Below are 12,139 nucleotides of genomic sequence, written 5' to 3' on the forward strand. Positions count from 1 at the left end.
TATTGAATAATTTAAATCTTTGATATAATAATAATGTACCTATATAATTTGTTGGGGGTGATTTGTGTGGCAATAGGGGAATGGAAAACATTCTTAATACCATATAGTCAAGCTGTTGAAGAGCTAAAAGTAAAATTTAAAAGTATAAGAAAAGAATATAGAAAAAGGAATGAATACTCACCAATAGAATTTGTTACTGGAAGAGTAAAAGAGATATCTAGCATATTAGAGAAAGCCAATAAGTTCAATATACCTCTTGACAGAATAGGTTATGAGATGGAAGATATAGCTGGTATTAGAGTTATGTGTCAGTTTGTAGATGATATAGAAAAGGTAGTTGAGATAATAAGAAATAGGAAAGACATGAGTATAATGTATGAAAAAGATTATGTATCTAATGTGAAGGAAAGTGGATATAGGAGCTACCATGTAATAATTAAATATCCTGTTAATATGGCAGAGGGTGAGAAAGAAATACTAGCTGAGTTTCAGATAAGGACTCTTGCCATGAATTTTTGGGCTACTATAGAGCACTCGCTGAACTACAAATATAAGCAGGACATACCTGGTGGAATAAAATTAAAACTTAAGAGTGCGGCAGATGCAGCTTTCCAGCTTGATCAACAGATGCTTGAGATCAAGGATGAAATAAAGGATGCTCAAAAGTTATTTGAAGTAAAGTCAAGCTTGGTTTCTGATATAATGAACAATATACTTACGATGTCTTCTATGGGAAAATTAAGCGAATCAACTAGATATCAAGTCCAATTAAATAGTTTAATTGAAGAGGGAGAAGTGTCTGAACTTGTAAGCTTACTCCGCTCTACAGAAAAGTTACTTCAAATGTACAAATAGCTGTCATATTACAATTCAGTTGCAGGTTTTAGCTAAAACTAGCAACTGAAATTAGTAATGACAGCTATTTACATATTGTTATTTTGCTACTATATTTACAAGTCTGCCTTTTACAACTATGACTTTCTTTATATCTTTACCGTCTAAAAGGGATTTGATATGTTCATTAGAAAGAGATAACTCTTTTATCTGGTCTTCTTTCAAGTTCGTGGATACGTTTATTTTAGCTTTGATTTTACCATTTATCTGAATGGCTATTTCTGCCTCGTCTCTTATAAGTGCATTGGGTTCGAAATCGGGCCATTTTTCATTAAATATGGAATAGCTTTTTCCTAGAGATTCCCATTGTTCTTCTGCAAAGTGAGGTGCAAAAGGTGCTATGATTTTTACAAAATCAATTACAGTATCTTTTAGCAGCGATATATTTTTATCTTTTTGCTGAATGTACTTCGAAAGTGCATTTGTAAATTCCATAATTCTAGCTATAGATGTATTAAATTGAAATTTATTAGCATCCTCTGATACAGATTTGATTGAAAAGTTCCTTGTATAGTTAAGTTCTTTTTCCGCAGCATCCATAGAAGTTTTTCCGGTATCCCCACTTTCTATAATTTCTTTTACAGAAGAGATAGTTCTTTCAATTCTATCTACAAATTTACTTATGGATTTAATTCCGTCGTCGTTCCAAGCTCCACCTTCGCTGTAGTCAAATCCAAACATCAAATACATTCTAAATACGTCAGAACCGTATTCTTGTATGCAGTCATCTGGAGATATGGTATTTCCCTTTGATTTACTCATTTTTTGACCATCAGGACCAAGTATTATACCTTGATGTCTAAGAGATAGGAAAGGTTCGTCAAAGTCTAAGAATCCCATATCCCTAAGAGCTTTAGTAATAAATCGGGCATACAGAAGATGCATGCAAGCATGTTCAGGTCCGCCTACGTACATGTCTACTGGAAGCATTTTATCTATTTTAGCTTTATCAAAAGGTTTTTCACTGTTTTTGTTGTCAACATATCTTAAGTAATACCAGGAAGAACATACAAATGTGTCTAAAGTATCGGCTTCTCTTTTGGCAGGACCTCCGCAGCAAGGGCATGTAGTATTCATGAATTCTTCTGATTTTAAAAGAGGAGACTTACCATCAGGAGAAAATTCTACATTATAAGGGAGTTCAACTGGCAGTTGATCTTCTGGTACAGGAACTATTCCACATTTTTCGCAATATACTATAGGAATAGGAGTTCCCCAGTATCTCTGTCTTGAAATTAACCAGTCTCTTAGTCTGTAATTTACTTTTCCAGATCCTAATCCCATACTTTCAAGTTTTTTAGTTACAGCTTCTTTGCCTTCTTTTGTAGTTAGACCATTGAATTCACCGCTATTTATCATCTTGCCATGTTCTACATAAGGTAAGGAATCTCCACCTTCTATAACTCTTTCAATAGGTAACTTATATTTTGTTGCAAATGCAAAGTCTCTTTCATCGTGGGCAGGAACTGCCATTACGGCACCAGTACCATAAGTATTTAGTACATAATCTCCTATCCATATAGGAACTTTCCTACCATTTATAGGATTTATAGCATAAGAACCACTGAATACACCAGTTTTTTCTCTTGTAATTGATTGTCTTTCGATTTCACTTTGTTTCTTAGCTGATTCTTTATATTTTTCTACTTCATCTTTGTATTCTTCTTTGGTTAATTTATCAACTAAGGTATTTTCAGGTGATAAAACTACATAAGTAACACCAAATAAGGTATCAACTCTTGTGGTAAATACACTGAACTCAATATCGGAATCTGCTACTTTAAAAGTTACATTTGTACCGGTGGATTTACCTATCCAATGTCTTTGCATAGCTTTTGTTTTTTCTGGCCAATCCAGTTTATCTAGGCACTGAAGAAGTTCTTCTGAATAATCTGTAATTTTGAAGAACCATTGAGTTAAATCCTTTTTAGTTGCCTCGGTACCACATCTTTCACAAAATCCATCTTGTACCTGTTCATTTGCAAGTACTGTTTTACAACTAGGGCACCAGTTTACAGGGGCATTTTTTCTATAAGCTAAACCATGTTTATATAATTGCAAAAATAACCACTGATTCCATTTATAATATTCAGGACGACAGGTAATTACTTCGTTTTCCCAGTTGAACATTGCACCCATAGACTTAAGTTGTTTTTCCATAGTAGCTATATTTTTTTCTGTGGAATCACTTGGGTGTATTCCAGTTTTAATAGCATAGTTTTCTGCAGGAAGACCAAAAGAATCAAAACCCATTGGTTGGAACACATTATATCCCTGCATTTTCTTAAGTCTTGCCCAGGAGTCTACAGGAGCATAGTTAAACCAATGTCCTGCATGAAGTTTACTACCTGAAGGGTAGGAGAACATCTCCAGTACATATAATTTTTTATCTAAATTGTTATCGTCAAATTTATAAAGTGATGTTTCTTCCCATTTTGCTTGCCATTTTTTATCAGTTTCGATACTGTACATAATATCTTCTCCTTTATTTGTAATTTAATATAGCCTTTACGCTTTTGTAAGCTAAGAAGTCTAGTAGAATTGTGGTGTTTATTTGTTGCTAGAATATAAAAAAATCCCTCATCTCTTAAAATCAAGAGACGAAAGATTTAACTTCCGCGGTACCACTCTAATTAAACCTATAAACTGGTTTCACTCAAAAAATAACGGTTCATACCGTATCTGATTTTCTTCAGATAAGCTCCTAAGGTGAGTTCGCATTCTGTTCACACTGTTTTTCACCTAACAACAGCTCTCTTTAGTGATACAAATACTACTGTTCCTTTTTCAAAGCCAAATATTGGTTTATTTTTTATTTTATAATATTAAACAGTTTTCTGTCAAGAATTTATTTTTAAATTTTATTTTAAAAAAGAACTCCTAAAATAAAGAGTTCTCTCTTGGCTGCCCATGCTGGACTCGAACCAACACATACCTGTTCCAGAGACAGGTGCCTTACCATTTGGCGAATGGGCACTGTTATGTAAATCTCAACAATAAACATTATATCACCATAAATTCATATGTCAATAGTTTATTATTAAATACAATACTATTTTATTATTTTTAAGATATATCTGTTAACATAATTTATAAATAAGGTTAATAGATAGTCATATATTACAAAAGCTATTTCAGTACCTAATACAATTAAATAAGGACTTATTTTTATTTTTAAAAGACCGGGGAAAAATAGACTGTAGAGTAAAAATAGTACTAATAAACATATATTAAAAAAAGCAAGTTTTAATATAATTTCAAGAGGTAATTTCCTGAGTTTCTCAACAAGGTATTTTATTAATCCATAGAGACCAAAAAATACTATGTAGGAAAGCACTGTGATTTTAAACCCACATATTAAAAGCGATAGTAAGGAAGTAGCTGCATAAATAGTAATAGCATTTTTGTAACCTGTAACAAGCACGGATAATGGTATGATAAAAGAAGCTAAAGCCAGAAGAGAAGCCTTATTTACTGGCACTATGCCACTTAAGTATACTAAAATAACTCCTAAGGTAGTTAAAAAACCTCCTTTAGTTATATTGGAGGTTTTATTTTGAGCTTTTGTCATTGATACCCACCTCTTTTTTAGATTGATAGTTTTAGCAATTTCCACCTCCACATAAGCAGTCTAAACAATATAATGTAGCACAGATGTTACATATGTCAGGGTCTCTTCTCCTGTTGTCATAATAAGGTTGTCTATAGGAATTATTCATACCTCTTAACTTGTTTAATGCCTCTTGATATTTAAAATTATTTGGATCAAGACTGCAGGCGGTGCTTAAATTAGTGCTAGCCTGGTCATACCAGCCCTTTCTAGTGTTTAAAATCCCCATGAGGTAGTGCCATTCTGCATCTCTTGTGTTTATTCCCATAAGTTTTGATTCTGCACTACTTAAATTCCCATTATAAATATCATTTTCTATAGACTGATATGTGCTAGAATTGCTGCCAGTATAGGTATTACCACTTCCATTATTATATGTATTTGTTCCTTCATTTTTCATCAAATAGTCGTAGGCTTCATTTATGTCTCTCATTTTATCCTCGGCTAAATCCTTAAGTGGATTGTTACCATACTGATCAGGATGATATTTCTTAGCTAAGGTTCTATAAGCCTTTTTTATTTCATCTTTTGAAGCATTTTCATTTATTTCAAGTACTTCATATGGATTTTTCATCTTTGTAAACACCCCTTTTAAAAACTTTATCCATCTTATCTAAAAGTCCATATTGTAATATATTGTGTAGTAATTCTTTATTCTTTTTTATAGGAAGTTTTTCAAAAGTATTCATGCACTGTGCAGCACAAGTACCTAAAATGAAATCAATTCTACCTTCTATTTTTTTAGAAAATCTTTCATAGCTTAAATTTTCCACATTAAAACATTTATTTAAAACATTAAATTTTCCCTTTGACATATCATCATGTAAGTCATCTAAAGCATCTATAATATATATCCATTTACCAAGGTTATATCCAAGAAAATACAGTTCCTCTTTAAATTTTTCATACTTAAAAGAACTTAATATAAATCCAGTAAGGTGTGCAAAAGGATGAGATATCATATCTATGGATTTATTATTAGTTTTCTTTTCAAGTTCATAAAGATTACTCAAATTTTCTTTTATATGTATGAAAACTTTTTTATAATTTTCATCTGTTTTGCTAAAGTATGTTTTGAGACAAATCGAAAATATTTTGCTTTTCAAAGAATGGTCGTCGACTGTGTCATCTAAAAGTTTGAAATAACTTAGGTATATATTGCAAAAAGCTGCATATTTCAGAGAATCATTGTCCTTTAAAAAAATTTTTTCTTGCAGAGGATGAAGGATACATCTTTTTTTTACATAAGTTTGTTCACCAGTTCCTAAAGAGTCTAAAAGCAGCGCAAGAAAAGTCATGTCATAATTTAGAGAGATCCTGGGAACATTCCCAATGTTATATTTTATAGACCTGCATAATCCGCAATAATAAGCTTTAAATTTTTCATAATCTTTTATTTTAAGCTCCATTTTGTATGGAGTTACATAACCAAACATAGATTCTCCTATTTTTCATTTAATATTTCATATATGGTTTTGGAGGTAGTATCTTTTATGGAATATCCAAGCAATTCTACCAGTTCATTTAATTCACTATCACTTTTAGTTTCTATTTCTATATAAGGGAAAGGACAGAAGGATGTATCATTTATGTCTATTTCAATTAAGCTGTTTTTATATCTGTAACTTTCCCGGTACTTTTTTATGGCTTGAAGTAAGTTTAGTCCAAGTGATCTAAATATTCTTTTACCTGCTTCTGCATCAAGTATTTCAGTTTCATTTTCTTCCATTACTTTATATTTTTCTTGACTTAAAAGTTTTTTAGTAGTCATGTAAAAATGATTTGAATTGTGGAGTAGATCTTCTACAACTCTTATTCTAGCATAACCTTTATTTTTTATGAGACGTCCATCTTTAAAGTCATATATATAATTTGTTTGATTTTCCATTTTAACATTTATAGCTTTCATCTGTTTTAGTTTTAATCTTATATGATCAGGATCTATTTTTATTATTCTTGTTTCGCATTCTTCCAAAGAATTCACTCCCTATGAAAAACTATTGTTATTTTGAATTATACCATAAAAGTTAATATCTAAAGGTTAAATTAATAAAAATTTAATAAGAGGCTTCCTTAAACCTAATAAGGAAGCCTCTTATTTTTTATTTTAAGGAATTTGCAGAACCAAGAACATTATCTATTTTGTATTCTACTACTTTTTGTATTTCATCTCTTCCTGCACCTAAGTATTTTCTTGGATCGAAAACTTCTGGTTTATCTCCAAAAGTTTTTCTCACAGCAGCAGTCATAGCTAATCTCAAGTCAGTATCCATGTTTATTTTACATACAGCCATTGAAGAAGCTTTTCTAAGCATATCTATTGGTATTCCTTTAGCACCAGCTAAATTTCCTCCATACTTATTGCAAGTTGCTACTGCTTCTTGATCTACAGCTGAAGCACCATGAAGTACTATAGGGAAGTTTGGAAGTTTTTCCTGAACTTTTTCAAGTATGTCAAATCTTAATTTAGGTTTGAAGTTTGGCGGGAACTTGAATGCACCATGGGAAGTACCTATAGCTATAGCTAGGGAATCTATACCAGTTCTATTTACAAAATCTTCTGCTTGATCTGGATCAGTATATATATGTTCTGCGGCAGATACATCATCTTCTATTCCAGCAAGTACACCAAGCTCTGCTTCCACTACTACTCCGTGGTCATGAGCATATTTTGCAACTTCCTGAGTTTTTGCTACATTTTCTTCATAATCAAAATGTGAGCCATCAAACATTACTGAAGTAAAACCATTCTCTACACACAGTTTTACAGTTTCAAAATCAGGACCATGATCTAAGTGAAGTGCAAGGTCAATACCTGTTTCTTCTATTGCAGCGTCTACCATGGCTTTTAAATATTTAGGACCTGCATACTTTATTGCACCTGCTGAACATTGCAAAATAACAGCAGAGTTTTTAGCCTTTGCTCCATTAACTACACCTTGAATTATCTCCATATTATTAATATTAAAAGCGCCTATTGAATATTTTCCTTCATAAGCTTTTTTGAACATGTTTTTAGTAGTAACTAATGCCATTATTATTCCACCTTCCAATATAATATTTTATAGCTATAATATAGGGATTCTAAGTGAAAGCTAGATGTATACACATGGATATATTATAAGCAATTCAGTTTATTCTTGTGTCTTATTAATATAAGAATAAAAGTTTTTTACATATAAATCTATAAGTTTAAGTTATGAACCCTATATAAAGTTTTTAAAGTTATGGACAAACTTATTTTTCGAACATTTTTACAATATTCGCTAGTTAAGTCTAAAGGTACTAAACGTACAATTACAGTATATCAGAAGTAAATAGTTTTTACCATAAATACAATATCGAATATATGGAATTTAAATAGAAAATTGCATTTAAAATAGATTTTGGATGTTTAGTTGCTCCATTTTCAGTATATGATGCAGCAAATTTTTTATTACATTTATAGAGGCTAGGGATTCTTCTCCATTTCTATATGTTATATGCTGCATTAATTTCCATAACTCACTGTTTATATTGTCTATTTCATTATGATTTGAAAAAATTGATACCTTTGGTGAATATTTTTCCCACTGAATCATGAAATTCTCATAATTTTTACGGGCTTCATTCCAGGAATTTGATTCAATAGATTTTTCTATTTTTATGTTTGAACTTTCTAATTTACTACATATTGTATTTAAATATTGTATTGAAAATAGTATAGATAACATCATCAATATGAATATGGTAAAAGATGTTATAGAACTTTTCATTTAATCACATCCTGTGTATTTTTTTCTTTTAGTTGGTAATAAAATTTCCCTTTTGAATCGAGTAAAGCTACTAATATATTTTTTGTAGAAACTATGCTGTTTTTCTTCATCATTTGTTTGAGCCAAGCTTCATCTTTTTTTGCTATAATCAAGTTTTTGAAGTTTATTTTACCATCCATTATGAGTGTTATGGGTAGTACATCTTGAGAAGGTTTTATTTTTAAATCTGTTTTAGTTACAGGGGTAAGTTCGGTTTTAGGTATAACAGAAAGTTGGCCACTGGTTTCAAGTATGGCATATTCTACATCGGATAAATTGTAATATCCCTGCATTCTCAGTTCTTCCATTAAATCATTTATATTGAATTTTTCGTCCTTTAATTTTTTTAAGTCCAGCTTTCCCTTATCAATTAGTATGGTTGGTTTTCCACTAAAAAATAATCTTATTTTTTCACTCTTAAGCTGAAGTAACGCTAAAAGAGTTTGTAAAGTCAAAAGAGTTATTATTGGAATTATACCGTGAATTATAGAAATTCTGGTATCTTGCATTGGAAGAGAAGCCAATTCGGATATCATTATTGCTACAGCTAATTCAAAAGGTTCCATTTCACCTATCTGTTTTTTTCCCATAAGCCTCATGGATATTACAACTAGTAAATATAAGATAATAGTTCTAAAAAGTACTATGAACATAAAATACCACCCTTCAAGTTCCAAATTATATATTGAAAATATATATCTATTTATATATTTACATTAATACAAAAAAATATAAGTAAAAACGAGAACATTTTAGAATAAATATGAAGTATAATGATAGTAGCACTTAATTTAGTAAGATATTTAAGTCAAAGGGGATGAATTATATGGGGAAGGTAAGTACTAAATTGATGTACAAAGATATTTGTGAAGCACAAGAGAAAGACAGAAAAGATATATTAAATCTTAAAGTTGGTCAGAAAGATATATTAGTTAAAAAGGGAACTAGTTTGTATAAAATATTTAGGGACAATTATCCTGTACAAGATATACCTGTGGTACTTGCAAAAGTCAATGAAGAATATTTTGAACTTACTAATTTATTAGAGAAATCTGGGACTTTTAAGATAGTAGATATAAGGGACAAGTTAGGAAACAAAACCTATGCAAGAACACTTCAATTTGTTCTTATTAAATCTGTATATGATTTATTTAAAGGGGCAAAAGTTACTATAGAGCATTCTTTAAGTAAAGGTATATTTGGGGAAATTCATAAAGATACTCCCCTTTGTGAAGAGGATATAAAAAAGATAAAAAAGAAAATGAAAGAGATAATAAAACAGGATATACCTATAAAAAAAGTAGGGATGACTAAGGAACGTGCAATAGAAATTTTTAGAAACTATGGCATGGAAGACAAAGTAAGACTTTTAAATTATGTAAATACAGATGAAGTAAAATTATATGAATTAGATGGTAGATACGACTATTTTTATGGCTCTATGGCATTTTCTACGGGAGTATTGAAGGTGTTTGATTTAATGTATTATGAGCCAGGATTTATATTAAGGTATCCTGTGGAATCTGATCCTTATAATTTGCCTAAATTTGTAGAATATAAAAAATTAAGTAAGATATTTTATGAAACTGAAAAATGGGGAAATATACTTGAAGTAGGAGATGTAGGATCCTTAAATCATAAAGTTGAAAATAAAGAAATTGCATACATGATAAGGGTAGCTGAGGCACTTCATGAAAAGAAAATTGCCTATATATCTGATATGATAAGCGAAAGAAAAAATGTAAAAGTTGTGTTGATTGCTGGACCAAGTTCTTCTGGAAAAACTACTTTTTCAAAAAGACTTTCAATACAGTTAAGAGTCAATGGAATAATACCGGTTCCAATTTCACTGGATGATTACTTTGTGGATAGGGATCATACTCCCAAAGATGAAAATGGAAATTATGATTTTGAATCTATATATGCCCTTGATTTAAAACTTTTTAATGATGATCTAGAAGCACTTATGAGGGGAGAAGAAATTGAAGTACCTACCTTTGATTTTAAAACAGGATGTAGAAAATGGGTTGGTAATAAGTTGAGACTGCCAGAAAAAGGGGTAATTGTAATTGAAGGAATACATGGATTGAACGAACTTCTTACTTCTGCTATTTCAAAAGAAAATAAATTTAAAATATATATAAGTGCTCTTACTCAATTAAACTTGGATAATCACAATAGAATAGCTACTACTGATGTTAGAATTATAAGGAGAATAGTTAGAGATTCTCTTTTTAGAGGCTATAGTGCGGAAGATACTTTAAAGATGTGGCCTTCTATAAAAAATGGGGAAGAAAAAAATATATTTGTATTTCAGGAAAATGCAGATGTTATGTTTAATTCTACGTTAGTGTACGAGCTATGTGTGCTAAAGGATTATGCACTTAAAGAATTGGACGATATAAATAACTCTAGTCCTGTATATTATGAAGCATTGAGGCTTAAAAGTTTCCTCCATTTCTTTAAATCAGTGGATGTTAATTTTGTCCCTGATAACTCCATTTTGAGAGAATTTATAGGGGGAAGTTGTTTCTATAGTTGATAATTGTTGTGGCATAAACAGAGTTCTTGGCATCAGGTTGAGTTTTTTGACTCAATCTGATGCTTAGAAATCGTTATCCAGGCGCGTAGCAGTACTTATGCCCCACTTCGATAGAAAATGGGGTGTTAACAATGGTAGCGATCGGATAAATAACTTTACTTTATGAGGTGAAAAAATGGATGAATCAGAACTTAGAAATTTGTTAAAAAATATTAAAGACAACAAAATAGGGGTTGAAGAAGGAATTGAAAAACTAAAGGATCTTCCGTTTAAAGATTTAGGATATGCTATGGTAGACAACCATAGGGAGATACGGGTTGGCTACCCTGAAGTAATATATTGTGAAGGTAAAACTGTAGATCAGGTAAAGGGAATTGTTGAGTTTATGCTTACCAAGGATAATAATATATTGGGAACTAGGGCTAGCAAAGAAATGTATAAAGCTGTAAAAGAAATTTGTCCTTATGCAAAGTATAATGAATTAGGGAGAACTATAACTATAGTAAAAAACTCTAAAGAGAAGACAGAATCATATATAGCTATAGTTACAGCAGGAACATCAGATATACCTGTAGCAGAAGAGGCTTTTGAAACTGTTAATATTTTTGGAAATAAAGTAGAAAAGATTTTTGATGTAGGTGTAGCGGGAATACACAGGATGTTTAATAAATTAGATATTATAAGAAAAGCTAAAGTAATCATAGTAATTGCAGGTATGGAAGGTGCACTTGCTAGCGTCATAGGAGGTCTTGTTGATAAACCTGTTATTGCAGTACCTACAAGTGTAGGATATGGAGCAAGTTTTGGAGGAATAGCTGCTCTTCTTTCAATGCTTAACAGTTGTGCCAGTGGAGTAAGTGTAGTAAATATTAATAATGGATTTGGGGCAGGGTATATAGCTAGTATTATAAACAAGCTTTAGGATTGTCTTGTTATATTTTGTGGATGTAAGTTAAAAAGGGTATGTTGTACTAAGAATGAACTAGTATAACATACCCTTTTTAGTTAACTATTTATTTCAAATACCTTATCTAATCGTGTCATATTAAAAATTTTCATAACATCTGCATTTCTAACTGAATAAAGTTTAAAGCTTCCGTTTATGTTCTTACACTTTTTATAAATTGAGACTAAAACTCCAAGTCCAGTACTATCAATAAAGGTACACTTACTAAAATCCAATGAAAAATTTTTTTCGCCTTTATCTATTAGAGAATTAAGTTTTTGTCTAAGATCATCTGCTTCGTCAACAGCAAAGTTTTCTGGTATTTCAATATTTAAATCCTTCATTTTAAATCA

General features: G+C 30.9%; 12 protein-coding genes, 1 tRNA gene and 1 other annotated feature. Of the genes, 3 read left to right on the forward strand and 10 right to left on the reverse strand.

Annotated elements, in window-relative coordinates; genetic code table 11:
- The first annotated feature begins 66 nt into the window (after nucleotides 1-66).
- Nucleotides 67-855 carry a GTP diphosphokinase gene (yjbM, locus tag CLJU_RS01340; protein WP_013236959.1) on the forward strand — a complete coding sequence of 263 codons (789 nt, stop codon included), beginning with the start codon at nucleotides 67-69 and terminating at the stop codon, nucleotides 853-855.
- 78 nt (nucleotides 856-933) lie between these two features.
- Here the strand turns inward: yjbM and leuS are convergent, their stop codons facing one another.
- From leuS to CLJU_RS01385, 9 genes are all read right to left on the reverse strand, one after another.
- On the reverse strand, nucleotides 934-3,366 hold the full coding sequence (gene leuS / locus CLJU_RS01345) for a leucine--tRNA ligase (RefSeq protein ID WP_013236960.1): 2,433 nt from the start codon (nucleotides 3,364-3,366) through the stop codon (nucleotides 934-936).
- A 121-nt stretch (nucleotides 3,367-3,487) separates the two neighbouring features.
- Nucleotides 3,488-3,694: a binding site (T-box leader), on the reverse strand.
- Between the two features lie 101 nt (nucleotides 3,695-3,795).
- Nucleotides 3,796-3,870 (reverse strand) — tRNA-Gln (locus tag CLJU_RS01350).
- Nucleotides 3,871-3,946: 76 nt separating this feature from the next.
- Nucleotides 3,947-4,465: a hypothetical protein gene (locus CLJU_RS01355; RefSeq protein ID WP_013236961.1), complete on the reverse strand. Its 519-nt coding sequence runs from the start codon at nucleotides 4,463-4,465 to the stop codon at nucleotides 3,947-3,949.
- Between the two features lie 31 nt (nucleotides 4,466-4,496).
- Nucleotides 4,497-5,078 carry a J domain-containing protein gene (locus tag CLJU_RS01360; protein ID WP_013236962.1) on the reverse strand — a complete coding sequence of 194 codons (582 nt, stop codon included), beginning with the start codon at nucleotides 5,076-5,078 and terminating at the stop codon, nucleotides 4,497-4,499.
- Nucleotides 5,062-5,940 (reverse strand): DUF5685 family protein, encoded by an 879-nt coding sequence (locus CLJU_RS01365; protein ID WP_013236963.1) that lies wholly within the window; start codon nucleotides 5,938-5,940, stop codon nucleotides 5,062-5,064. Before CLJU_RS01365 ends, CLJU_RS01360 begins: the two co-directional genes overlap by 17 nt.
- A gap of 8 nt (nucleotides 5,941-5,948) precedes the next feature.
- Nucleotides 5,949-6,479, reverse strand: coding sequence for a class IV adenylate cyclase (locus CLJU_RS01370; protein WP_013236964.1), 531 nt, complete (start codon nucleotides 6,477-6,479; stop codon nucleotides 5,949-5,951).
- Nucleotides 6,480-6,606: 127 nt separating this feature from the next.
- Nucleotides 6,607-7,539, reverse strand: coding sequence for a class II fructose-1,6-bisphosphate aldolase (fba, locus tag CLJU_RS01375; RefSeq protein ID WP_013236965.1), 933 nt, complete (start codon nucleotides 7,537-7,539; stop codon nucleotides 6,607-6,609).
- Nucleotides 7,540-7,878: 339 nt separating this feature from the next.
- Nucleotides 7,879-8,259: a DUF4363 family protein gene (locus CLJU_RS01380; RefSeq protein WP_013236966.1), complete on the reverse strand. Its 381-nt coding sequence runs from the start codon at nucleotides 8,257-8,259 to the stop codon at nucleotides 7,879-7,881.
- The gene (locus CLJU_RS01385; protein WP_013236967.1) at nucleotides 8,256-8,951 is read right to left on the reverse strand and encodes a DUF421 domain-containing protein; all 696 of its coding nucleotides are present in this window, start codon (nucleotides 8,949-8,951) and stop codon (nucleotides 8,256-8,258) included. Before CLJU_RS01385 ends, CLJU_RS01380 begins: the two co-directional genes overlap by 4 nt.
- 197 nt (nucleotides 8,952-9,148) lie before the next feature.
- Here CLJU_RS01385 and CLJU_RS01390 point away from each other — a divergent pair, with 197 nt between their 5' ends.
- The gene (locus CLJU_RS01390) at nucleotides 9,149-10,840 is read left to right on the forward strand and encodes a nucleoside kinase (RefSeq protein ID WP_183128078.1); all 1,692 of its coding nucleotides are present in this window, start codon (nucleotides 9,149-9,151) and stop codon (nucleotides 10,838-10,840) included.
- Nucleotides 10,841-11,015: 175 nt separating this feature from the next.
- Entirely contained in the window at nucleotides 11,016-11,762 is a 747-nt protein-coding gene (larB, locus tag CLJU_RS01395) for a nickel pincer cofactor biosynthesis protein LarB (protein ID WP_013236969.1), read from the forward strand.
- An 83-nt stretch (nucleotides 11,763-11,845) separates the two neighbouring features.
- Here larB and CLJU_RS01400 read toward each other — a convergent pair whose 3' ends face one another.
- The gene (locus CLJU_RS01400) at nucleotides 11,846-12,130 is read right to left on the reverse strand and encodes an STAS domain-containing protein (protein WP_013236970.1); all 285 of its coding nucleotides are present in this window, start codon (nucleotides 12,128-12,130) and stop codon (nucleotides 11,846-11,848) included.
- Nucleotides 12,131-12,139: the final 9 nt, after the last annotated feature.

The sequence above is a fragment of the Clostridium ljungdahlii DSM 13528 genome, assembly GCF_000143685.1.
Lineage (GTDB): Bacteria > Bacillota > Clostridia > Clostridiales > Clostridiaceae > Clostridium_B > Clostridium_B ljungdahlii.